The sequence below is a fragment of the Bacillus sp. URHA0034 genome (genome assembly GCF_056280405.1).
Genome location: NZ_JBWCDK010000002.1, coordinates 3,187,940 through 3,210,544, shown reverse-complemented (window position 1 = coordinate 3,210,544; position 22,605 = coordinate 3,187,940). Strand labels below are relative to the sequence as shown.

Sequence of the window (22,605 nt, the reverse complement as noted above, 5' to 3'; positions counted from 1 at the left end):
GGGAGATGGATGAAATGAACAATCAATTATTACTATTATCGGAGTTTGTTAAGGAAGATGGATTTGAATTGAACGGCTACCTTACTCATTTATTCGAACATATTTCAACTCTATCAAAAAATGATGATTTAAATACTGAGCCAACTCTATAAAACATGAGAGTTGGCCTTTTTTTGATTTGGGCTGCTTTTGATTTTTACCGACCGCCTTTTGGTTTTATCAACTGTTATCAGGAATTTAACGGCGGCATGCAAAAAACCCGGAAAAGAGATTCCCGAGTTTTTCATTTTACCCACTGACTTAAAGGAATCCTTCCGAGTTCAGGTCTTGGCGATCCTTCCAGAAGTGCTATGTATTCAAGTGAATTGCCATCAGGGTCTCGAAAGTAGTAGGACGCAGCCGGCATCCAGGTATGGACTTCAGGTTCGATTGTTTCTTCCCCGAATGACGGACGGAGCTTAATTCCCCTTTTTTCCAAGAATGCAGGCACCTCCATTAGTGTTTCTAACGAGACGCCAAAGGCAAAGTGCGAACTAGTGAACTCCTCTTCCGAAACTTCCCAGACCCCTAGCATGTATTCCTTCACTGTGCTTTCTCCCAGCCAAAAGAAAGCTACCCGCCTCTCCTTGATTACATGAGCAAGTTCCAAATCAAGTGACTGATAGAATTCGATTGCCCGCTCCAGATTTCTCGTATTTACATGTGTTTCATATAGTTTTGCATTTTTCATAACTGCCATCTCCCCTCTTAAGTTTATTGTAATATGATTTTATTTTATCAACTACTTCAATATACAATTTTCCCCGAAATCAAAATGTAAATATTCTGTCACCGTAATACCGTTGATGTTAGGAATTTGAAGGTGTAAGCTTTACTTACTATTTGAGGAGTGATTAAGTTGAAAACAGTAGCCGTAAATAAGCTAACATTTAAGAAAAGCTTATCGATGATTGAGCAATTTTCAATCAAAGATTTCCTATTCAAATGGGTTGGTAAACCTTCAGAAGGATTAGATGATTTTCTCCCCGCTTGAGTACACAGACACCGTCTTTGCGAAGATGGAGGCAAAACAAGGAACATCTTTTCTCATGAATGGGGATGACCTATTTAGATATGCGACCATTACAGAGGATAATCAAATTGTGATCGGTTTTTTAGATTCAAATCATGAGTTAAAACATAGAATCCTTTCTCTGGATGAGGTTTTAACAGGTAAGCATTTGTAACGTGCTTACCTCTTTTTTGTGGCATAAATTACAGCTTTTGCCTTCAGCTTGTTTATTTTAACCTGGTGGCAGCTTTCAAAATAATAGATAAATATGGTTCGATCCGACATAGGTATAAAGGCTACAGGAAAATAGCAGGATTTACTTTCCACCTTCATTTTTTAAAAATAAAGAGATGAGAGGCATCAAATTCTTCGGGAAGGTAGTGATGGGAGAGTTGCTTTATATATGGGATATTGAGGAAATCATTAAAAATACATTGCAAGAGCATAAATTAGACATTAATTATGAATTAAACAATCAACTACCTGCACCTATGAGTTATAACGTTTCGACCAATACAATTAAATTTAACTACCTGCAAATAAATGGTTACATAGCCAACATTAACTTTAAAATTAAAGAGACAGATGAAGACTGTGTTAAACTCATTCTTTTTCATCAGCTCGGCTACTTTTTAGATTTTAAGAAAAACAAACATGATTTACGGACTCTAAAGTATGGTGAGGATGAAGAAAAAGAACAGCTTCTAGCTTTAATCGAAAAGAATTCTTGGGATTACGGCAGAACCTTTGTCCCTGATAAACTATTAAAATCATATGATAAAGTACGTACAATAGATAAAATGCTGTTAAAAAACTATTGAAACGTAATTTCGAGATCATAAACAATAGAAAAAATTCCTGCCTTTTAATCATAGGCAGGAATTTTTGCATTTTATTAAATGGTCATTATCGTCTTTTTCGATTGCGCAAGAAAGTAGGAATATCCAGCGAATCTGCCGGTTTTTCTGAGTGCCGGTGATAATCCTGAACGGGTTCGCCATGGTTTATCAGAGTAGGTTGTTTACGTCGTTCCCTTCGATATGGATTAAACACGTTTTCCTCTGATGGAACGGGAGAATTTTGTATTACAGGACTCTCTTTTTCACTCTCTTGCTCCGTAAATCCAGTGGCAATGATCGTGACAATCATTTCATCCTTTAGATTTTCGTTAATGACCGAGCCAAAAATCATATTTAATTCCTCGTGAGAAGCAGCAGCAACGATTTCAGCAGCCTCCTGTACTTCAAAAAGACTTATATTTTGACCGCCCGTTATGTTCATAATGACACCCTGTGCACCATTGATGGAAGTCTCGAGTAATGGACTATTTAAGGCTTTCTCGGCCGCCTCAGCAGCGCGATTGTTACCCGTAGCAATCCCAATTCCCATTAAGGCCGTTCCTTTATAGGACATGACCGTTTTCACGTCAGCAAAATCAAGGTTGATTAAACCAGGGACAGCAATTAAATCGGAAATCCCCTGCACACCTTGGCGAAGTACATTATCTGCTTCATGGAAGGCTTCAAGCATCGGGGTCTTTTCATCTACAATTTCCAATAAGCGATTATTTGGAATAATAATTAGGGTATCAACCGCTTCCCTCATTTCGTCAATACCAATTTCCGCATTTGCTGAACGTTTTCTGCCTTCAAATTTGAACGGGCGTGTGACAACCCCAATTGTCAGAGCACCCAGCTTTCGGGCAATTTTAGCAATGGCAGGGGCTGCACCCGTGCCAGTTCCGCCGCCCATTCCCGCAGTAACGAAAACTAGGTCAGCGCCTGATAACACTTCTTCGATCTGCCTTTTGCTTTCCTCCACCGCTAATTTACCTATCTCCGGATTTGCACCTGCACCTAAACCTTTTGTCAAGGATTGACCGATTTGCATCTTGATCCCTGCTTTAGATTGATGAATCGCTTGTGCATCTGTATTAACGGCAATAAATTCTACGCCCTCCACTCCGTCCGCAATCATACGATTCACAGCGTTGTTTCCCCCGCCGCCAACCCCGATTACTTTAATCGTGGCCAATTGGTCCCTTTTCATCTCAAATTCCAACATGATCTCTCCTCCTCGTTATCCAAACTGATTTGTTTTGCACAAATCAAGGTTACTCGAAGAACTCTCTTTCAATTTTTTGTGGATTTTCACTTTTTTATATTAAGTAGACTAGCAAGGTTGTTTATCGTGGTTAGTTTTTAGTCTAAGTAACAATGATAGTGTTGTCTAGTTAAGTCTTACCTACTTATTAAAATAGTTAATATAGCACAGTTCCATTTATAGTGTCCTAGGGAAATCTGGCTCTAACCCCCTCCATGAATAAGTTTACGCTTACCATCTTCTTGTACTTTTGTTAAGTCAGGTTAACATTCTTCTAACAAATACGTTACTCTCTGTTCGTTCGACAAATTTCTAAAATTCGCTTGGTTATAATGGCTTTATATAAAGGTTCGAGGTTCGAGGTTCGAAACCCATAGTAAAAAATTAGAGGAGGAGAAATCTTGCCGGAGATTTTGCTTTATCTTGGTACATATCTATCAGCTGCTCTTGTTCTTGGCTGGTTAGTTAGAATTACTTTTGATCAATTTATCAAATAAACTGCCAAATTCAAGGACAAAGATCATTCTGTAAAATTTCTATTGAAGAAGTTTCTAGCGGAGGTGTAATGTCATGACGGAAATATATTCACCTAGTTACGTACAAGATTTGCTTGGAATAGATAGTAGTACTTTACGGAAGTATGCCACTCTTTTAGAAGGACATGGGTATCCCATTCACCGTAATAGTAAAGGACACAGAGGCTATTTTGATAAAGATGTTAGCACTCTCCGCCAATTAATCGTACTTAGTAAGCAAGAAGGTGTGCCTTTGGAACAGGCAGCAATATCCGTGATGACAATTGTTTCTGAAAAGGATCGTACGGAAACTGTTACGGAAACTGTTACAGAAGCAGTACCGTTAGAGACGACTAATGACCGTGATATGAATCAGGAATGTAACCATGACGAGCTACTAGGCCGTATCGAACATTTGGAGCAAGTAAACTTAGATTTACTCATTCATTTGAAGGAGAAGGCAGTGCGGGAAGCTTCTCAAGAAGAGAGGCTTAATCAAATTTTAAATTATGTAAAACGTACAGAACAATTGATGATTGAACGAGGTAAGTTAGAGGAAGAAACAAGAATGCAGATTGCGGCCGCCAGTCAGAAGAAATGGTGGAAGTGGTGGAAATGAGATCGAAAATGCAACAATCATCTAGGCATGCTTAAATGAATATCCCCTCTTAATTGATTAGAGCATTGCTTTCGTAAGCAATGCTCTTTTTTGACGAGTTTTTTCATAAATTATATATTAGTCGTTTTCCATAATGCCTTCAAGAGCCTCAACCATCAGTTAAAAAATAATAATATTCATTGTTATGAAACTCATAATATTGTCAAAACTGAGAAGAGAAATATGAGGATTAATAGAGGTGGTAAAAATGAGGAAAATAAGTAAATTAGCAGATTTATGTTGGGAAGGATTAACTTTACAACACGTGTCTCATAAAGAGGTAGTTATTCCTTATCAATTATTTTTAATCCTTGCCTTCATTTTTGAATTATTTCTATCTTTCTTGTTCATTATCTCTTTTTTTATATTTAACAGTTTTGGTTACAAACCTAATTTTCAATACTACATAAGCGGTGGCATTTTAATCCTTATGTTAATCATGACAGGAAGCGCGGGGACGGTTCTCCTGCTTCCAAAGAAGCAATAGAACCGTCCCCGCGCTTCGCGCCTTAGTTTAGTATTCTTACTTTTACATTTTTTCGGCCCCATTGAAGGGCTTGTTTTACTGTAGGAAAAAGTACATCAATTTTCTTTCCTTTAATGGCGCCGCCAGTATCGCCTGCAATTGCCTCTCCATAGCCTTCGACCCAGACTTTGGTACCGAGCGGGATTACTTTTGGATCTACCGCAATCAGCTTCATGTTTGGATTTTTACGAACATTGTAGCCTGCAGCTGTAATTCCACTTGTAGATTCCTGCGGTGTATAAGCCGTCGCTTCAACAATGAACTCCGCTGCTGCTTTTACAGCGGTTTTAACTACATATTGCTTACTAACATAACCTGTTCTGCCATTATAACTAATTTGATACCAGCCGTTCCCAAGGTCCTTTTTTACACTGACAGCTTGTCCGCTGTTTAATTTGCCAATTGAAGCATAGCCCGTACCGGCACCAGAACGTACATTCAGTGAAGTAGCATTGACGTAATACGTTCCGCTAATTGCAGTTGTGCTACTTGTAGTGCTTGTTTCTTTTGTATATTGTGAGCTTACGTAACCTGTTTTTCCATTATAGTTAATCTTTAGCCACCCAGTTTGGCGGCTTGTCACGTTCAACGCCTGGCCATTTGTTACTTTCCCAATGATGAGTGAGCTCGTAGCGGGCGCTTGACGTACATTCAATACATCTGCATTGACAACGGTAGATGCTTCGGCTGATGCCGTAAATAGACCGAACCCCATAAATGCGGCAGCTGCCATACTAAATATTTTCTTCATATGTATGTATCCTCCAGCATTTCACTTTTTTTCCATTATAACAACTAAAAGGTTGAAATAGAGAGAATGCTAGAATTATAAATGAATTTGTAAATATTTTAATGGTTTTGTAACATTGTGGGAGCATAGGGACGGTTCTTCTGCTTCCAAAGAAGCAAGAGAACCGTCCCCATGCTCCCACACACCCATTCATCGAGGGAAATTACATACTGGTTTCTTTTTCTACTATTCTTTGTTTATGTTCGAGATACCCGCTAATTTTAACAGCTTTATTTTTATAAATTGAACGTAAATTGATATCAATCAGTGACCCAGCAATCAATCCTAAAAAGACAACATTTATAGTAAATACATCTGATCTTAAAGCGAAAAACAATGCAACAACACATAAGGCTATACTAAAGAAAAATTCACTTACTAAAAAATGTATTTTTTCCATTTTCGCACACTCCTTATTATTTGATACAAATTAATTCTTTGATTAATGTCCAATTCCTTTTTTCTTCTTCACTTTTTTCAAAATAAGACTATTCTCCTGGTGAAGATAAACCCAGTTATATAAAAACTGGATAGCCTTTTAAGACTATCCAGTACAGTTATGCCAAAACCTGATAATTTTTGTGTGCGACCACTGTGATGTTTTCTTTAAACTCCAACTCCGTCTTATTTTCGGTTATCTTGGTTATGACTGAATTATCATTAACCTTCTCAACGATTCCTTTTACTCCATTTTTAAAAAAGATACGATCGCCTATGTCTGCTTTCTTTTTGGCTTTGAATAGCAAATTAATCCCTCCATGAACCATTAATTTTGACTCCCATTCTAATAAAAACCATCATTCTATGCTATTGTTTTTGTCGCTTTTTAATATAAAAGTAACGTTTGTAATTAATAGACTGCCCTCGTTACTGGCTGCCTGAAAATTTGACATGGTCATGTGATATGAATGCAACTTTTGTCACTAAATTAACATATATAGGCCCTTCTTTTCAGAATATTTTGTGTTATAATAATGGTAACAACTTAGATCCTAAACAAGGTTGGCAGTTGTTCATTAAAAAACATGAAAAGAGGGATGACTAATGGATATTTGTATTTCATGCGGAGAAGAATTAGCTATCATGGAAAGAAATAGGGTGGAGTGCTGGGAGTGTAGAGAAACGACCATCGAAGCTTATGCAGAATCGGAGTAATCTTGGAATTCTAACTAAGACGGGAACTAGCTCATTTTTTACCAACGATTTACCGACCACTTATTATTTATTAACCACTTCACTCAGGCCCCCTTATTTTAAACATTAAGTTAAGAAACTCTAAAAAAATCTTTCGGCTTGTAAAGAAATTACTTTTAAAAAAACTCATAAAAAATGCCCGGGCGCAGAAAAGCGCCCGGGCATTTACTTTGGAAGCATGGGGACGGTTCTTCTGCTTCCGAAGAAGCAAAAGAACCGTCCCCATGCTTCGCTTATCTTGATTTTTTGGATATAATAGATGAATATGGATTTTTTTATAAAGGGGGTTGCGGCCTTGGCGTCCACACCTGCTAATGAACAATTGGAATATTTTGAGGAACAAGTTCGCGAACTGCTCATTCCTACGGATGCGGAGGATGCGAAGCTGGTCCAAAAGGGTTTAATGCTGTACCGCCAAGGGGCGGTTAAGCAATTACAAATATTTAATAATAAAATTACCTCCATGGTCCAAGACGTGACGCGTGTCTATGTGAAGCTCGATTTGGTGTTTGCCTCTATGAGTACGTGTACCTGTCCGGCCGAGGGCTTTTGCCGCCACCAGGTTGCTACCTTTTTCGCCGCTCTTTCCAAGTTCGGCAGTGTTGGCGACTGGGTAACAGCTTGGCGCGAGCCTGCACGAGAGCAGAAGGAAGTTACGGACTGGGGCATGCAGACGGCGAAGGATTTGATTAAGGCCAACGGCGTGTTGAAGCCAGATTACAGCCGCTGGGTGCATTCGTTTGAGGTCAGCTTTGATACGCTGCTGGCTTCGAAAAAGTATACAAGCCCCTATGTGATTCCGGAGCTGTATGGGATTTATGAGCGCCGGGTCCATGCCAGTGCGCCGGTTGAACAGGAATGGCGCCTGTTATATGAAATGGTTGCGATTGTCGTCTCATTCCGCAAGCTGGCCGCGCTGAGTGAGCAGCTTGGCCATGATGAGGAGACCGTACGGCGGGCCTATCTGCATTTGTTCCAAAATTTGTTGGAGGATGCGGAGGAATTGGCGATAAAAATTGGCGTGCAGTCGCTGCCGTTTGCATTCGATGAGTTTATTGAGCGGCTGAAGGATGATGCCTTTGAGCTGCTCCGGTGTGCGAGTGGGTTAGAATATGAACGGATTTTTTTGTACCGGCTGATGTGGGTGCAATTTTTCAAAAAGAAGGCTTGGCGTGAGGAAGAGTTAACGAAGATTCAAGCGGGGCTAAAGGGACTTCAGGATTGGGAAAACCCGCTTACGCTGATGGTGGCTGGGATTCATCTTCACCTGCTCGTCGGGAATGATGAGGCGGCGATGAAGCTGATCGGCCAATTTACCGATGAAGAGATTGTTCCTTATCTGTTGTATTGGATTGATTATTTGTCGGGCCTAAAGGCGTGGCGCCGGGTTGGGGCCTTAATTGAGTTATTTTTGCAAAAAGTGAAGGCGTATTTAACTGCTTTGGGCGGCTATCATAGTTGTGTGACGTTTGCTCGGAACGCGCTCAAGACTGTGACTGCATATTGTGCGGAAAATGATCGGGTCGATCTGTATGAGCGCGGTTTGCTCGTGATGCTGCCGTATAGTTTTGGGGAGTATGAGTATTTATTGTTTGAGCGCAAGCAGTATGACCGCTGGGGCGAGCTTCAGGCGTTTGTTGGGCTGGATTTTTATGATTTGCCGAAAGATCGCTTGAAGGTGATTGAGAAGGAGCGGCCTGACGTACTGCTTGGGATGCTTCATCAGACAGCACAGCGGGAGATTGACCAGAAGAACCGCTCAAGCTACAAGATGGCGGTGCGGCATTTGAAGAAGCTGCGGACGTTGTATAAGAAGCTGAAGCGGGTTGATGATTGGGAGTATTTCTTGGAGACACTGATGGAGCGGACGAAGCGATTGCGGGCGTTTCATGAGGAGTGCCGTCGGAGTAAGTTGGTGGATATTTAAAAAAGAGAGCCAGTTCGCTATCGATTTTGTCGGTAGGAGCTGGCTTTATTTGATGGTGATTTGATTGACATTTTTAATGCTTTGGCGGTTTTACCAGCCATTTTTGGTATTACCGGCCACTTTCACTGATAAAAATAAAAACAGATGCCAGGCACCTGTTTTTATTTTTGGCTGCTTAATCTAAAAACTAAGGTCTTCTCCGTTAGTTGCAATCACTTTCTTGTACCAATCAAATGATTTTTTCTTTGTTCTTTTTAAAGTTCCATTTCCTTCGTCGTCCATATCTACATAAATAAAACCATAGCGTTTTTTCATCTCGCCAGTTCCTGCTGAAACTAAATCAATGCAACCCCATGGTGTATAGCCCATTAAATCAACACCGTCTAAAGTTACCGCCTTTTTCATTTCTGCAATATGGTCTCGGAAATACTGAATTCGATAATCATCCTCTACATATCCATTTTCATCCCGTATATCAATCGTTCCCATTCCATTTTCAACAATAAAAAGAGGTTTTTGATAACGGTCATAAAGTTCTGATAACGTGTATCTTAGGCCAATCGGGTCAATCGCCCAACCCCACTCCGTTTTTTCAACGAACGGATTTGCATCCCCCATTTGTCCGCCGGTATCCGTATTCTGAACGATTTCCGTATGGTAAACACTGCTGCGGTAATAACTAAATGATAAAAAATCAGAAGGATACGCCTTGATTATTTCGTCATCCCCTAGTTCTTTTTTGATGGTTACCCCCATCTCTTCAAAAAAGCGATCGGCGTAAGATGGGTAATATCCCCTCATCATGATATCCGAATAAATCAACGCTCCTCTTCGATAATCCAAAGCGCCAAATACATTTTCCGGCTTACAATCTTTCGGGTAAATGCAGCTTAATGCCACCATACAGCCAATCTTTGCCTCTGGAATGATCTCGTGACAAAGCTTATTGGCAAGGGCACTCGCAACAAACATATGATGCTTTGCCTGATAACGAACCTGTGCGGTAGCCTCCCTGGTTCCCATAAAGGCGTAGCCATTTAATACATTAATTTCGTTAATGGTGATCCAATACTTAACTAAATCTTTATATCGTGTAAAGACTTCTTTGCACATTCTTAAAAAACAGTCAATCGTCTCACGACCGCCCCAGCCATTAAAATGTTCCGCCAAATAAGCAGGAGTTTCAAAATGATAAAGAGTGACTAATGGTTCGATATTATATTTTTTGCACTCTTTAAAAACATCTTCGTAAAATTTTAACCCTTCTTCATTTGGTTGCTCCCCTTCAATTCCACCTTTAGGGAAAATGCGGGACCAACTAAGCGATAGCCGGAAACTCTTAAAACCCATTTCTCCAAACAGGGCAATATCTTCTTTGTAATGATGGTAAAAATCAACCGCTTCATGGCTTGGATAATAAACATTTTCATCAATATAACCTGATGCGCCTTCCGGAATGGTATCAATTTTGGGGTCCCCAGTTGGTCGTCGGTTTACCATTGTTTTTGTGCCATCATTTAACTGGATGGTAATTTTTCTTGGACGGTCTGCAGTACCATTTGTGATGAAGTCGCTTGTTGCAAGCCCTCTTCCGCCTTGATTGTATCCACCTTCATATTGGTTTGCCGCTGTCGCTCCACCCCATAAAAAATATTCTGGGAATGTCTTTTTCATTAACGTTCATTCCTTTCTAAATGTATTGAAATAAAGGTTAAACGGATATATAACTCACATTTGCTTTTTAGAAAGACTAAAAAATAAATTCTCCCCTTATTATCATCGCTAGAATTAGTATGCCAGGCATTTTAATAAAAAAAGCCCAAATTAAATTGGGCAATTAAAGATTGACAGACATTTTTTCAACTATAGTTTCTAATGACTTTTTAAAAAACTTATTGAAAATTGTCTGAATGCTATGCTTTTCTTGTCCTGCTTTTTTAATCCTTTTTGATCAGTTTATGCAAATCGATGATTTCTCCGGCCATATCTTTAAGGGTCATTGCGTTCATCAAATGGTCTTGTGCATGAATCATAATCAGAGGAAGATTGAATTCTGCTCCGCCTGCTTCCTTTTGGATTAAATCAGTTTGAACATGATGTGCTTCATTGAAGGCAGAATCTGCTTCATTTAGTTTTGCTTCTGCTTCAGCAAAATTGCCTTTCTTCGCTTCTTGCATCGCTTCCATCGCCAAGCTTCTTGCATTCCCTGCATGAAGGATTAATTGAAATGCCAGATTGTAAAGTTCTTCTTTATTCATGGCTAATTTATTCATGATTAACAGCCTTTCATATCATTACTAGGAAAGGAACATTCCCCTCTCCTGCCAATTTTGGTTCAATATTAATGAGAAAGGGCACTAGCCATACTAATGCCCATGGACTTCTTACGCGATATTCTGTTTCATCGCATCTTCTTCTCTCTTCTTCGCTTTATCATATATTTTGAAGAATGGAAGATAAATGACGAATGAAATAACAATGTTAATTAAATTCATGACGGCACCTGAAATATGTCCGCCAGAAGCCAGATATCCTGAGATAATTGGCGGCATTGTCCAAGGTACGGCAATACCTGAAGGTTTTGCGACCAATCCCATATCCATTCCAAGGAATGTTACAATAACAGTAACGATTGAAGTAAGGACGAATGGAATGATCATGATTGGGTTTAACACGATTGGCATACCAAAGATTAATGGTTCGTTAATGTTAAAGATACTAGGAGCCAATGCCAAACGACCAAGACTTTTCATTTGTTGTGATTTAGCAAACATTACCATTGAAAGAACCAAACCAATTGTTACACCTGTTCCACCGATGTGGACGAAGTTATCCCAGAATTGTTGTGTAACAATGTGTGGCAGCGGTTGACCGGCTTGATAGGCTGTCATATTGTCACCCATCGCACCAAACCAAATTGGTTCCATAACACTTTTAACGATGTTTGTACCGTGTAATCCAGTAGCCCATAATATCGTTACGAATAATTCAGCAACAATCGATCCTCCCAGCGTAAGACCTACCATTTTTAGCGGGTCACCTAAAAGGGTTGTAACTAAGCCGTTGATACTTTCGTAAGGAGTCAATTCAACAAGTAAACGGATTACCCAAACTACAAGAATAACAATAAATCCTGGAATTAAAGCTGCAAATGATTTACCAACACTTGGCGGAACACCCGCTGGCATTTTAATCACAATATCTTTTTTGACGACCCAACGATAAATTTCTGTTGATATAATGGCAAAAAGTAACGCAACAAACAACCCTTTACTGCTCAAGAATGCTTTTGAAATCGCACCAGTAACCAAAACTCCGTCTTCAGCTCCAGTTGGAGTAAACATGAAACTGAATGGTGTTGTTAAAAGGAAAGCAGCAACTGAAATAGCACCCGCACTCATCGCATCGAGCTTATAGCCTTCTGCTAGTCGGTAAGCCACCGCGAACGCTGCAATAATTGACATGATATTGAACGTGGCATCTACTGGATAACTTAATTTAGCTGCCCAGGTTGGACCAAATATAGAAGTCATCCAATCTGCATAACCTGGAATTGGCAAGTTCGCCAGGATCAAGAAAAATGAACCAATGACAATGAATGGCATAGTCGCAATAAGACCATCACGAAGAGCTAATAAGTGTCTTTGTGCACCAATCTTTCCTGCAACAGGCATGACTTTCTCTTCTAGAAAGCTGTTGAATTTACTCATTTTTATTTTTTTCCCCTTTTTTATTATTTGTTATTTACTAGATTTATAGCTGTTTTTAAGACTTCCTCGCCATTACACATACCGTAGTGGACTGGATTGATCGTATCGACCGGAATGCCTTTTTCTTCACCTAACTTTTTCATATTAGCAAGCAGGAATCGAACTTGCGGTCCTAAGAGAATGACATCAGCATTGTCGATGTGTTGATTGACTTGATTAGCCGGAGCCGCCCAGATTTTTCCTTCTAACCCTTGTTCTTGGGCTGCTTTTTCCATCTTAGTCACAAGCAAACTTGTACTCATTCCTGCTGCACAACATAATAAAATATTCATCGATCTATTCCTCCTATTTATCCATATAAGTTATTTTTCAAAAACAATTAGCCAATTAATCTAAACTGTTTGGCAACTGTTTTAAGTGTGCTTTAATCACTTTCTGTTTATAGTTTATGTTGAAAACGGTTTATTTTACAGAAAGGATTTTTCCGTTTGTAACGGAAAAAAGCTCCGGACAATTTTAAAAAGGGGTATCCCATTTGGAATACCCCATTCTTTTCTATCCATATCGACGTTTGCCTCAGGTGGCATCGATCATTTAAGATTCATTTAAAATCCTAATAATTTCTTGAGCTGAGTCACTCTTTAGAATTTTTTGGACCCTTGTACTGTTTTCAATTAGAGTAAGGAGCCTTTTATACATCCTTTCCAAGTCACCCTCAGGTCCTTTTCTGATATTTAACAAGCAGATAAATTGAACCATCTGTTTATCTGTCCATTCGATCGGTTTCTTTAATGTGCACACGGTCCAAAATGTTTCCTCTGTTTCCGGTGTAAGTGAGTGAGGGATGGCCACCAGATTCCCAAAGCTGGTTGGAGCGACTGCCTCCCTTTCCAACACCGAATTTACATAATCCTTGGAGACGAGCTTTTGTTTGTATAATTCGTCACAGATAAAACGGATAACGCTTTCTTTATCCTCAAGGTCTTTATGAATAAAAACCCTGGATTCATCTAAATAGCTCCGTTCCTCAGACTCTTTTACAGACGATAAACCTTCCCGGATATTTGCAATATCCCCTTCTCCTAAAAAGGTATTAACGACTTGTACGGGAACGCCAATCTCTTCTTTTATTGGAATCGTACTAATAATAAAATCAATAGAGGATAGGTCGTATTCTTTTAATTGATAATAATTGGTTGTAGCCGTAATATCGATTTCATCTTTAAATACATTTTGCAAACGATAAAATAAAAGCCTTGCGCTCCCAACACCAGAAGCACACACCACAATCACCCGTTTTGCCCTTTTCTGCCTTGACTTCATTCTTTCTAAGGCCACGCTGATATGTAAGGCAATATAAGCAATTTCGTGTTCTCCTGCCTCAATGTCCAAATATTCGTCGATACATCTGCTCGCAATGGCAGCGCCCTCAAAAGCGCTGGGATATTTCCGTTTAATGTCGTCTAATAATGGATTGCGAATGCTCATGTTATAGCGCAGCCTGTTCATTGCCGGCCGAATGTGCAAAGTCAGCGCTTGAATGAATTCGGAATCGTCATAAAAATCCCAATTTAATTCGTTTTTTAATCTTTCCAGCATGCAATGAATAATGGTTCCTAGCTCATCAAATTTACTAAATTCATTCAATGTATTTTTATGTATTAATTTTGTCCCCATCAAATGGACAATAATATAATCAATCTCGGATTTTGGAAATTTTAAACCGGTAAACTCCTCTACTTCTTTTACAATTTCACTAGCAACTATTTTTTCAAAGGGGTATTTCGCTGTTAATTCGTGTTCCAGGTTTTCAATGACAAATCCTTCTTCAATTCGCTTGCATCCAATTGTGATATGGGTGGCCAAATTATCGAGTGCAATGTCAGATATCTCAATTTTGTATTGATTCACCTTTTTTATGATCGTTTCCTTTATCTTTTCAAACAGTTTTTCATCCAATAGTTGAAAAGATGTACTGTCAATGTTTAAGTTGCTATTTCGGCTTAAAATATAATTTGAAAAACAGAGCCGTTTCCTATATTCATCGCCTTCGACCTGTGTACCATAATGCGGTCTGGAAACTAACCTCAAATTGTAACTTTCCAATATTTCACGGACGATTTTTATGTCATTTTGGAGCTTAGGCTTGGAAACAAATAGCTCTTCCTCAAGACTCTCTGATTTTATTGGTTCTTTTTCTAATAAAAATCGTTTTAATATATACATAACCCTACTTGCCTGATCAGAAAAATCAGATTGATGATCATCTATTGCATCATTGGCATGACCATTAATTTCTTTTTCAAACACTTCATAATCCTTTATTTCTAATAGATATCCTTTTCCTCGCAGTGATTCAATAATGATTCCTAACGAAGAGCATTGTGATTGAAGTTCTTTGATCTCGGAGCGAATGGTTCTATCACTCACACCAAGTTCTTTTGCCATCCATTCTGCTGTAACAGGTTCTTTCTCGTTCATTAAAGACAACAGGATGTCTTTTTGTCGTTTGGTAACCATTTATCTACCCACCTTTCTTCATGAGTTGATGATTAAAATTATTTGTACTTATTAGTTTGTTCACTTTCCTTGTATTGACTCCAATATATATAATGGGTACTTAAGTAAACAGTTAGTTCAACAAAAAAATACCCGCATCCATAAACACTTTATGCTCCCTACTCCTCTAACCACAAAATTTTGGGTATAATATAGGAATATGGATTTTTTAAAGAATACAGTTTAGATGCCCACTTTACAATACATCAGCATTGGAAATGGTGTCAGGCACCACTTGAGGACACTGTTCATTCCAGGTGGACATTGATATACATAAACATAGTTACCCAGGTTAAGGCCTGTAGTTCGATTTAAAGGGGTACTTTATTTTATGCTTAAAACCAGGTTTATCAAATTACTGACAACTAAATTAGGGGATGGGCGCTTTCTGTTGACGGCCCAGAACGAACAAGGTTCTTATATGAACCCGTTCAGGTGGAAAAACCTCGTTTTTAGCAGCCATGAAGAAAGCTTTTTCGGTACTCTTCTAGAAACAGAAACGGTCAACGATGTCGAAGGGATTGTTGTGAGCGGCTGGCAGCTCGTCTCGTTATTTGCCAAGGAGTCCTTCAATCGCTTTATTGATTGGGATTGGAATGAGCAATCTGAAATTTGTCTTGCTTCTGCATTGACCCTTTATGAAGGGATTGTCGAAAAGGATTGGCTTCCGGATTTCTCCGTGTGGGAGCATGGTGACTTCCGCTGGAAGCTGCCGGAACGGGTCAAGGACGAATTCGACTCTTCCTTTTGGGAACAGTCCGTCGAGGAAGACACCGCTCCTTTAGTCAGCGGCGATGGAGAGCTCGGCACTACCAAAGATTATATTTCTGATTTATATAATGGGGCTCTCGATGCTTACCTAACCAGAAATGTTGCGATGAAAGAGCTTTTCGGTCCAAAGCTGGATCTGCTAAGAAAACAAAATATTTCAGGGGTGGAGCTCGCCCGATATTTTGATGAAGAAAGCTGGCTCGAATGGGTTGGCATTAAGGATAGCGACACGCCATTTACGATTGGGCTCCGGCTCGATGAACCGGTTGATGGCGAGGGTGCTTGGATTCTGGATGTATTTTTGCGCAGTAAGAAAAATACCGATGAAATCTATGATGTCGAGGGAGTCAGAAAAATTCCTGCGAGGTGGCAGCCCTTTTTAGACAAGGTAGATCAAGAGCGGATCCGCTGGGCCCGGTTAATTCCATGGCTGGAGGAGGATGGCTTTTTTAAGACCCACCTTACCGAGGAAGAGGCCTGGATGTTTTTAACCGATGCAAGTGAAACCTTGGTCGCGCTGGATGTTGAAATCCTCCTCCCTTCGTGGTGGCAGGCGATGAAGAATGCCAACCTGAAGGTAAAGGCGTCATTGAAGGGATCATCCAGCCATCGGCCGTCCTTCGTGGGACTGCAGGCGATGCTTGATTTCAACTGGCGCTTTTCCATGAATGGTGTGGATTTATCAGAAGATGAGTTTGGAAAGCTTGTCGAGGAAAAACGACGGCTTGTGTTCATCCGCGGCCGCTGGGTAAAGCTTGACCCGCAGTTTATTCGGCAGATTCAGGATTTGATGAAACGTGCCGAAAAAGAGGGCTTGCATGTCCGTGATTTGCTCGAGCAGGAACTGGTTGATTCAACAGATACGGAAGAAGAATTGGAAAATCCAAAGGCATTTGCAAAGATCCAAATCGAGTTGAACCGCCAATGGAAACAGATGGTCAAAATGCTGTCTGAGGTCCATGAAATACCGCTTGAGACCGTCCCTGAAGGGTTGCAGGGTGAGCTCCGTCCCTACCAGCAGCTCGGCATGAGCTGGCTTTGGTTCCTGCGCCAATTCGGCTTCGGTGCCGTCCTCGCCGACGACATGGGCCTCGGCAAAACCGTCCAGCTCATCTCCTACCTATTAAAGGTAAAGAATGAGGATACAGTAGAAATGGTGCCTGACACCATTAGCACTACCAAGCGTAGGAAAACGGCGGATGAACCAGACTCTGCTCCTAAAGTTAAGGTTCCTACGAGGTCGGCGCTGATTATTTGCCCGACGTCTGTGTTGGGGAACTGGCAGAAGGAGTTAGAGCGGTTTGCTCCGGAGATGAAAGTGTATCTTCATTATGGTTCGAACCGGCTTAAGGAAGAAGCCTTTTCGGAACGTGTCCAAGATGCCGATGTGGTGTTGACTTCATATGGGTTGAGCCATCTCGATTCGGAAGAGTTTGAGTCGATGGTTTGGAGTTCGATTGCGATTGATGAGGCGCAAAACATTAAGAATGCCCAAACAAAACAATCGAAGGCCGTACGGCGGCTGCGCGGCCAACACCATATTGCCTTGACCGGAACACCGATGGAAAACCGCCTCTCCGAGTTATGGTCGATTTTCGATTTCACTAACCACGGCTATCTTGGCAGCTTAGGGCAGTTCCAGAAAAAGTTCGTCATCCCGATTGAAAAGGATGAAAAGAAGGAAAAGGTTCAACAGCTTCAGTCGTTGATTCGTCCATTCCTGCTGCGCAGGACGAAAAAAGATGAAGAGGTTGCTCTTAATCTGCCTGATAAGCTGGAGCAGAAAGAGTACTGCCCGCTTACTGCAGAGCAGGCATCGCTGTACGAGCAGCTGATCCACGATACGTTTGCGGAGATTGAGAAATTGTCCGGCTTTGAACGTAAAGGGTTAATCTTACAGATGCTGACACGTTTGAAGCAGCTATGTAACCACCCTGCCCTCTATTTAAAGGAGCAGGCCATTGGCCGCGAGCTGCTTGACCGCTCGAATAAGATGGAGAAACTAGTTGAACTCGTTGATGCGGTCTTGGATCAAGGCGAGAGCTGCTTGATTTTTACCCAGTATATTGAAATGGGCGAAATGATTCGGAGCACCTTGAAGAAGAAGTTTGGCATTGAGGTGCCGTTCTTGAACGGAAGTGTCCCGAAAACGCAGCGTGATACCATGATTGAACGGTTCCAAAATCAGGAGTTCCCTGTGTTCCTGTTGTCATTGAAGGCGCGGCGGAACTGGATTGAACCTAACGGCCGCCAACCACGTTATTCACTATGACCGCTGGTGGAATCCGGCAGTTGAAAACCAGGCAACCGACCGAGCTTATCGGATTGGCCAATCGAGATTTGTCCATGTCCATAAATTAATCTGTACCGGGACACTCGAAGAGAAGATTGACGCTATGCTCGAGAAGAAGCAATTCCTGAACGACCAAATCATCACCAGTGAAAACTGGCTCACAGAGCTGTCAACCGATGAACTGAAGGACCTTGTCTATTTGGGGTGAGGCCGCAGTGCGCCGGCGAGGGCAAGATTCGTACTGTGATAAGATGAGGAACGGTGACAGGCACCATTAGCAACACTGAACATGGAAAAAAGGGTTGATTCCTCTTGAATCAGCCCTTTTTGTTATTTGCAGCCTATTGTCTAACAATTTATTGTTGGCTTTGGCGGTGGGTTTTTATGATTTCTAGGTATTGTGTATCGCCCAATCCATAATCAGTTGAAAATCTGTTGATTAATGCTAGGACAAGTTCCTTTTCTGGGACATCTTGGTGCTCCTGTATATAAAGCATCAGATCACTGTCATTATGAAGATAGCTTAAATATAGCTCAATCCCCTTTTTTAAAGGTTCTGGTTCAATATTATCAGGTAGTATTTTCTGAATGAGAACTTGTTCGTACATTGATTGATACCCTTTGGCGGCTACTCCAAAGTGACTGACAGGTTCAAACTGATCGCCGACTATATTGATATCAATAACCTCACTAAACTCGGCCCTGTCTAACCAAGCAAGAATGGTCAGAAGATTGATTTGGCAGAACATATCGGCATCAAACCATAAGATGATATTCGTAAATTCTTTATTTATAAGTGGATGCAATGGCTTTATTGTGTGCTCCGTGTATTGTTCGGGCGTGACATGATGAGCTTTTGCACGTATGTCGATGAATTCTGGTGAGAATAAATCCTTGCAGGTGCTTCCATAACACATTGCCTCGTTAAACGGGACCATCAATTCGCCTTTAAGGAAATCGGTCTCTTTGTAATAATTGTACATGGCTTGTCCATTTAGAATATGTATTGTTTTTTTCGGCATGATCGTTACTAACTCCTTATCATTTCAATACTCTCGTCTATTCCTTTATTCGCTTTAAACCTTTGATATCCTTCTATTTGACCACTTTTGCAAATAAGCGGGTAATTTTGGAAAAGGTGAAAGTGGGTTTGAAAACCAAAAAGGACGGGTAGATAAAAAATTGTAAGTCAAATAGCAATTCCAAATATTATTAGGAGGGATTTTATTATGGCAAACAAAGATAATGAAAACAGAGGTAATATGACACTGGAGGAAGCAGGCCGGAAAGGCGGAGAGGCGACTGCTCGAAACCATGACAAGGAATTCTACCAGGAAATTGGGCGCAAAGGTGGAGAAGCCACTTCTGAGAACCATGACAAGGAATTCTATCAAGAAATCGGACGGAAAGGCGGAGAAGCTACCTCCGAGAATCATGATAAGGAATTCTACCAAGATATTGGACGCAAAGGTGGAGAAGCCACTTCCGAGAACCACGACAAGGAATTCTATCAAGAAATTGGTAGAAAAGGCGGAGAAGCCACTTCCGAGAACCACGATAAAGAATTTTATCAGGAAATCGGAGAAAAAGGCGGAAACGCCCGCGCGGACCAACGAAACGATGATTAACACCGTTCCATAAGGGGGAAGTTTATCTTCTCCCTTTTTTAATTCAACTACTCCCCTCTTCTCCTCTCTCCCCCGCATAAATCATTTTCCAAATCTCTGAGAAAAAATCAGTTGTTTCTCGGTAAAAATGTTAAAATAATCTAGTAATCTGATTTTGATAGATTAAAATGCAGGAGTTGGACGATAAAAATGAATCCTACATTTATTGATTTCCATAAAAAACGGTTTGAATGGGTTTCTAAGGCCCTAAAGGATTTCTCCGCTCGGTTTAATAAATTGAAAACGGAAGCCGCTTATACAAAGGGAATGACCAACTCAGCGGAGGGCCTGGTGCGGATGTTGCAAACGCGCTTTGAAGATCCCAATGAAGCGTCCACCAATGGCCTCAAGCAATTTTATAAAGAAGTGGAAAAAGAACGGCAAACTGAGCTAGAAAACTATGAAAAACAATTAGCTCCCTATCAGATGTTAGTCACTAAACAAACAGCTATCATTGACCATGAAAAAGAAACGGCCCAATTACAAGAGGAGCAATTTTTGAATAAAATAAATAATTATGATCAATTTCTCCAACAGATAGAGCTTAAAAACACAGATCCCGACCACCTCTGGCAATTAGTGGATGATATCATTGAGCATACTCCCTATAATAAAAAAGCTAGTGTCATCAATTATGATGTGTCTAGATTACAGAGTTGGGCCGAAAGAGAACTAGGAAACTCGATTTTAACCATCAACCAGAAAGCTAGTGCTGGAAACATCGAGCTAGGACAACCTTTAGAACTTCCCTTCCTGCCACCTATACCTGAAATCGAGCAGAAAATTGACGCCTTCTGGTTTAAAACTACCTATGAAAAAGCCCTGGCCCATATGCGCAACCTAGCACACGAATGGCTTACAGAGATGTATCAAAACTATAATCAATTACTCACATCGATTTTAACCGAATTAACAAAGCAGAAAGAACAGGCCTTAAAAGAGGTCGAAGCATTAAAGCTTGAGTCCCGCGCCAAAATTAGCAGCCACGAGAATCAATTAGTCACCTATCAAAAGGAAGAAGCGGAGCTGAAGGCCCGTTATCTGAAAGCCTGTCAATTGTGGGAACAATTCAGTGAGCACGCCTCTCAATTGCAAGGCTATTTGATCAAGTACTGGATGGAGTATAAGGAAGAGCTGCAGCAGCCTTTCCTGTATGGTCAGACGGAAGACCGCTTTCTTGCGGCACACTATTTGCAGCTTTTGCGGCGAGACGGTGAAAACATGATCGAATCATTAAACAAAGGAGGCAATGATATAGATGGTTACCACAAAACTTCCTACAAATAGTGAATACGAAAAGGCTGTTGAAGAATTAAAGAAGCTGAACGAAGATATTTTTTACGGTGATTTTAAAGAAAAAATGAAACTATTAGAGAGCAATAACAAGGAGCTCTTGGACAACGCTGTAACGGTGATTGATACCGCTTCTAACGAAATAGCAGCCTTTACCCGCGATCTAGCCGTTTCAGCCGAGAACAACCGAAACTTTTTGAAGCAAAATGAGGCGTATGTTGCCCTTACTAAAGGAGAGTTAGCGAAAACAGAGGAAAAGTTAGCTGCCCACATAACCGCACTACGGCAAATGGAGGACCGCCTCGAGCGGCTGCAGAAATCATACAAAGAAATGTTCCATAAACATTCCGAATCGATTAATACCATTCTTGTCGTTCGCGAAGAAGCACTCATCAATAAAGTCATCTATCAGCTACAGAACTCTACCCATAAACACCTTGAGCAGCTCGAATCCTACAAGTCGGAAATCGAACTATTGCAGGAAAAAGTGGTATCGATGAGTAAACATCATAATGAGCTCCTCCACATCCTCTCCAACCAGACGGCCAGCAAAGAAGACCTGAAAAAAATAGAGAAGAAAAGCACACAAAAAATGAACATTTTGTTAGCCGTTGCCGTAGTAGAAGCGATCTTGATTGGCATTAAATTTTTCATATGAACCAAAGAAGGTGTCCCAAAAGTATAACTTTTAGGGTCACCTTCTTTTTTATACATTAAATTAGTCTGTTGATTTCCGCTCCAGGCGCGAGCGGTTCGCGGGCGGAACGGGAAGCCTCCTCGTCGCTTCGCTCCTGCGGGGTCTCCCCTGCCCCGTACTCCCGCAGGAGTCTTCGCGCCTTCCGCTCCAATCAACAGAGTGTGCAAAATTTATTCATCAATCACCTTTTGGGTCAGCCTCTTGTCGTTTCATTGGCCATGGTTACGTTTCAACCATTGTGATAGAGGGTATTTTAATATGGAGTCTTAGAAGAGGAGTTGATTGCTATGAGCAAAAAAATTGCTGTGTTAGTAACAGATCATTTCGAGGATTCCGAGTATAGTGAACCGGTGCAGGCCTTTAAGGAAAAAGGGCATGAGGTCACCGCCATCGAAATGGAAAAAGGCAAAACGGTGAAAGGAAAACAAGGCGAGAGTGAAGTGGTCATCGATCAAAGTATTGATGAGGCCTCTCCTGAGGACTTTGATGCCCTGTTCATCCCTGGCGGATTTTCACCGGATATTCTTCGGGCAGACGAGCGGTTTGTCCAATTCGCCAAAGCGTTTATGGATGCTAAAAAGCCAGTATTAGCCATTTGCCACGGACCCCAGCTGCTAATCACAGCGGAAACGCTTGAGGGCCGCGATGTAACGGGGTATAAGTCGATTCATGTGGATTTAAAGAATGCCGGCGGAAATTTGCATGACAAAGAAGTGGTCGTGTGCCAGAATCAGCTGGTCACGAGCAGGCAGCCGGATGATATCCCGGCCTTTGTCCAAGAATCTTTACGAATATTAGGGTAGCCTAAGGGCAGAAGATCATCCTTCTGCCTTTTTTGGTGCATAATTCGA

The 22,605-nt window shown here is 40.9% G+C and carries 22 protein-coding genes and 1 pseudogene; 12 read left to right on the top strand and 11 right to left on the bottom strand.

Annotated elements, in window-relative coordinates; translation table 11 throughout:
* The first annotated feature begins 14 nt into the window (after positions 1-14).
* On the top strand, positions 15-152 hold the full coding sequence (locus ACZ9EE_RS17535; RefSeq protein WP_476028995.1) for a hypothetical protein: 138 nt from the start codon (positions 15-17) through the stop codon (positions 150-152).
* 131 nt (positions 153-283) lie between these two features.
* Here the strand turns inward: ACZ9EE_RS17535 and ACZ9EE_RS17530 are convergent, their stop codons facing one another.
* The gene (locus tag ACZ9EE_RS17530) at positions 284-730 is read right to left on the bottom strand and encodes a VOC family protein (RefSeq protein WP_476028993.1); all 447 of its coding nucleotides are present in this window, start codon (positions 728-730) and stop codon (positions 284-286) included.
* A gap of 168 nt (positions 731-898) precedes the next feature.
* Between ACZ9EE_RS17530 and ACZ9EE_RS17525 the strand changes: the two genes are divergently transcribed.
* The 3 genes from ACZ9EE_RS17525 to ACZ9EE_RS17515 all read left to right on the top strand — a co-directional run bounded on the left by ACZ9EE_RS17525 (position 899) and on the right by ACZ9EE_RS17515 (position 1,872).
* Positions 899-1,033 carry a hypothetical protein gene (locus ACZ9EE_RS17525; RefSeq protein ID WP_476028991.1) on the top strand — a complete coding sequence of 45 codons (135 nt, stop codon included), beginning with the start codon at positions 899-901 and terminating at the stop codon, positions 1,031-1,033.
* Positions 1,034-1,058: 25 nt separating this feature from the next.
* On the top strand, positions 1,059-1,226 hold the full coding sequence (locus ACZ9EE_RS17520; RefSeq protein WP_476028989.1) for a hypothetical protein: 168 nt from the start codon (positions 1,059-1,061) through the stop codon (positions 1,224-1,226).
* 208 nt (positions 1,227-1,434) lie between these two features.
* Positions 1,435-1,872: a hypothetical protein gene (locus ACZ9EE_RS17515; RefSeq protein WP_476028987.1), complete on the top strand. Its 438-nt coding sequence runs from the start codon at positions 1,435-1,437 to the stop codon at positions 1,870-1,872.
* 85 nt (positions 1,873-1,957) lie between these two features.
* On the opposite strand, the gene ftsZ is transcribed toward ACZ9EE_RS17515, so the two are convergent.
* Positions 1,958-3,115, bottom strand: coding sequence for a cell division protein FtsZ (gene ftsZ / locus ACZ9EE_RS17510; protein ID WP_476028985.1), 1,158 nt, complete (start codon positions 3,113-3,115; stop codon positions 1,958-1,960).
* Positions 3,116-3,724: 609 nt separating this feature from the next.
* Between ftsZ and ACZ9EE_RS17505 the strand changes: the two genes are divergently transcribed.
* Both ACZ9EE_RS17505 and ACZ9EE_RS17500 read left to right on the top strand, forming a co-directional pair.
* Complete coding sequence (locus ACZ9EE_RS17505) at positions 3,725-4,288, top strand: MerR family transcriptional regulator (protein ID WP_476028983.1); 564 nt, start codon at positions 3,725-3,727, stop codon at positions 4,286-4,288.
* Between the two features lie 247 nt (positions 4,289-4,535).
* A complete protein-coding gene (locus tag ACZ9EE_RS17500) occupies positions 4,536-4,814 on the top strand; it encodes a hypothetical protein (RefSeq protein WP_476028981.1) in 279 nt (92 codons plus the stop codon).
* Between the two features lie 22 nt (positions 4,815-4,836).
* On the opposite strand, the gene ACZ9EE_RS17495 is transcribed toward ACZ9EE_RS17500, so the two are convergent.
* From ACZ9EE_RS17495 to ACZ9EE_RS17485, 3 genes are all read right to left on the bottom strand, one after another.
* A complete protein-coding gene (locus ACZ9EE_RS17495; protein WP_476028979.1) occupies positions 4,837-5,604 on the bottom strand; it encodes an SH3 domain-containing protein in 768 nt (255 codons plus the stop codon).
* A gap of 202 nt (positions 5,605-5,806) precedes the next feature.
* Positions 5,807-6,043 (bottom strand): hypothetical protein, encoded by a 237-nt coding sequence (locus ACZ9EE_RS17490; protein WP_476028977.1) that lies wholly within the window; start codon positions 6,041-6,043, stop codon positions 5,807-5,809.
* Between the two features lie 157 nt (positions 6,044-6,200).
* Positions 6,201-6,410 (bottom strand): DUF2187 family protein, encoded by a 210-nt coding sequence (locus tag ACZ9EE_RS17485; protein WP_476028975.1) that lies wholly within the window; start codon positions 6,408-6,410, stop codon positions 6,201-6,203.
* Positions 6,411-7,132: 722 nt separating this feature from the next.
* Here ACZ9EE_RS17485 and ACZ9EE_RS17480 point away from each other — a divergent pair.
* A complete protein-coding gene (locus ACZ9EE_RS17480; RefSeq protein ID WP_476028973.1) occupies positions 7,133-8,764 on the top strand; it encodes an SWIM zinc finger family protein in 1,632 nt (543 codons plus the stop codon).
* 180 nt (positions 8,765-8,944) lie between these two features.
* Here ACZ9EE_RS17480 and ACZ9EE_RS17475 read toward each other — a convergent pair whose 3' ends face one another.
* The 5 genes from ACZ9EE_RS17475 to ACZ9EE_RS17455 form a co-directional block, all read right to left on the bottom strand.
* Entirely contained in the window at positions 8,945-10,438 is a 1,494-nt protein-coding gene (locus tag ACZ9EE_RS17475; protein ID WP_476028971.1) for a family 1 glycosylhydrolase, read from the bottom strand.
* 263 nt (positions 10,439-10,701) lie between these two features.
* A complete protein-coding gene (locus tag ACZ9EE_RS17470; protein WP_476028969.1) occupies positions 10,702-11,037 on the bottom strand; it encodes a PTS sugar transporter subunit IIA in 336 nt (111 codons plus the stop codon).
* A gap of 111 nt (positions 11,038-11,148) precedes the next feature.
* Complete coding sequence (gene celB, locus ACZ9EE_RS17465; RefSeq protein WP_476028967.1) at positions 11,149-12,474, bottom strand: PTS cellobiose transporter subunit IIC; 1,326 nt, start codon at positions 12,472-12,474, stop codon at positions 11,149-11,151.
* A gap of 23 nt (positions 12,475-12,497) precedes the next feature.
* Positions 12,498-12,806, bottom strand: coding sequence for a lactose/cellobiose PTS transporter subunit IIB (locus ACZ9EE_RS17460; protein ID WP_476028965.1), 309 nt, complete (start codon positions 12,804-12,806; stop codon positions 12,498-12,500).
* A gap of 262 nt (positions 12,807-13,068) precedes the next feature.
* Positions 13,069-14,994, bottom strand: coding sequence for a BglG family transcription antiterminator (locus ACZ9EE_RS17455; RefSeq protein WP_476028963.1), 1,926 nt, complete (start codon positions 14,992-14,994; stop codon positions 13,069-13,071).
* Between the two features lie 370 nt (positions 14,995-15,364).
* Here ACZ9EE_RS17455 and ACZ9EE_RS17450 point away from each other — a divergent pair.
* Positions 15,365-18,305 (top strand): annotated as a pseudogene (locus tag ACZ9EE_RS17450) (DEAD/DEAH box helicase).
* A gap of 148 nt (positions 18,306-18,453) precedes the next feature.
* On the opposite strand, the gene ACZ9EE_RS17445 reads toward ACZ9EE_RS17450, so the two are convergent.
* Positions 18,454-19,119: an AraC family transcriptional regulator gene (locus ACZ9EE_RS17445; RefSeq protein ID WP_476028961.1), complete on the bottom strand. Its 666-nt coding sequence runs from the start codon at positions 19,117-19,119 to the stop codon at positions 18,454-18,456.
* Positions 19,120-19,359: 240 nt separating this feature from the next.
* Between ACZ9EE_RS17445 and gsiB the strand changes: the two genes are divergently transcribed.
* From gsiB to ACZ9EE_RS17425, 4 genes are all read left to right on the top strand, one after another.
* Complete coding sequence (gene gsiB / locus ACZ9EE_RS17440) at positions 19,360-19,725, top strand: glucose starvation-inducible protein GsiB (RefSeq protein ID WP_476032993.1); 366 nt, start codon at positions 19,360-19,362, stop codon at positions 19,723-19,725.
* A gap of 189 nt (positions 19,726-19,914) precedes the next feature.
* The gene (locus ACZ9EE_RS17435) at positions 19,915-21,051 is read left to right on the top strand and encodes a hypothetical protein (protein WP_476028959.1); all 1,137 of its coding nucleotides are present in this window, start codon (positions 19,915-19,917) and stop codon (positions 21,049-21,051) included.
* Positions 21,023-21,715 carry a hypothetical protein gene (locus ACZ9EE_RS17430; RefSeq protein WP_476028957.1) on the top strand — a complete coding sequence of 231 codons (693 nt, stop codon included), beginning with the start codon at positions 21,023-21,025 and terminating at the stop codon, positions 21,713-21,715. The genes ACZ9EE_RS17435 and ACZ9EE_RS17430 overlap by 29 nt, the downstream gene beginning before the upstream one ends.
* A 326-nt stretch (positions 21,716-22,041) precedes the next feature.
* Positions 22,042-22,557 carry a type 1 glutamine amidotransferase domain-containing protein gene (locus tag ACZ9EE_RS17425; protein ID WP_476028955.1) on the top strand — a complete coding sequence of 172 codons (516 nt, stop codon included), beginning with the start codon at positions 22,042-22,044 and terminating at the stop codon, positions 22,555-22,557.
* Positions 22,558-22,605 lie beyond the last annotated feature (48 nt).

Coding starts and splice junctions, on each gene's coding strand:
- ACZ9EE_RS17485 (WP_476028975.1), bottom strand. CDS start 6,410: ATGGTTCATGGAGGGATTAATTTGCTATTCAAAGCCAAAAAGAAAGCA.
- ACZ9EE_RS17455 (WP_476028963.1), bottom strand. CDS start 14,994: ATGGTTACCAAACGACAAAAAGACATCCTGTTGTCTTTAATGAACGAG.
- ACZ9EE_RS17425 (WP_476028955.1), top strand. CDS start 22,042: ATGAGCAAAAAAATTGCTGTGTTAGTAACAGATCATTTCGAGGATTCC.
- ACZ9EE_RS17430 (WP_476028957.1), top strand. CDS start 21,023: ATGGTTACCACAAAACTTCCTACAAATAGTGAATACGAAAAGGCTGTT.
- celB (WP_476028967.1), bottom strand. CDS start 12,474: ATGAGTAAATTCAACAGCTTTCTAGAAGAGAAAGTCATGCCTGTTGCA.
- ACZ9EE_RS17460 (WP_476028965.1), bottom strand. CDS start 12,806: ATGAATATTTTATTATGTTGTGCAGCAGGAATGAGTACAAGTTTGCTT.
- ACZ9EE_RS17475 (WP_476028971.1), bottom strand. CDS start 10,438: ATGAAAAAGACATTCCCAGAATATTTTTTATGGGGTGGAGCGACAGCG.
- ACZ9EE_RS17515 (WP_476028987.1), top strand. CDS start 1,435: ATGGGAGAGTTGCTTTATATATGGGATATTGAGGAAATCATTAAAAAT.
- ftsZ (WP_476028985.1), bottom strand. CDS start 3,115: ATGTTGGAATTTGAGATGAAAAGGGACCAATTGGCCACGATTAAAGTA.
- gsiB (WP_476032993.1), top strand. CDS start 19,360: ATGACACTGGAGGAAGCAGGCCGGAAAGGCGGAGAGGCGACTGCTCGA.
- ACZ9EE_RS17470 (WP_476028969.1), bottom strand. CDS start 11,037: ATGAATAAATTAGCCATGAATAAAGAAGAACTTTACAATCTGGCATTT.
- ACZ9EE_RS17535 (WP_476028995.1), top strand. CDS start 15: ATGAACAATCAATTATTACTATTATCGGAGTTTGTTAAGGAAGATGGA.
- ACZ9EE_RS17445 (WP_476028961.1), bottom strand. CDS start 19,119: ATGCCGAAAAAAACAATACATATTCTAAATGGACAAGCCATGTACAAT.
- ACZ9EE_RS17490 (WP_476028977.1), bottom strand. CDS start 6,043: ATGGAAAAAATACATTTTTTAGTAAGTGAATTTTTCTTTAGTATAGCC.
- ACZ9EE_RS17495 (WP_476028979.1), bottom strand. CDS start 5,604: ATGAAGAAAATATTTAGTATGGCAGCTGCCGCATTTATGGGGTTCGGT.
- ACZ9EE_RS17530 (WP_476028993.1), bottom strand. CDS start 730: ATGAAAAATGCAAAACTATATGAAACACATGTAAATACGAGAAATCTG.
- ACZ9EE_RS17435 (WP_476028959.1), top strand. CDS start 19,915: ATGAATCCTACATTTATTGATTTCCATAAAAAACGGTTTGAATGGGTT.
- ACZ9EE_RS17500 (WP_476028981.1), top strand. CDS start 4,536: ATGAGGAAAATAAGTAAATTAGCAGATTTATGTTGGGAAGGATTAACT.
- ACZ9EE_RS17520 (WP_476028989.1), top strand. CDS start 1,059: ATGGAGGCAAAACAAGGAACATCTTTTCTCATGAATGGGGATGACCTA.
- ACZ9EE_RS17505 (WP_476028983.1), top strand. CDS start 3,725: ATGACGGAAATATATTCACCTAGTTACGTACAAGATTTGCTTGGAATA.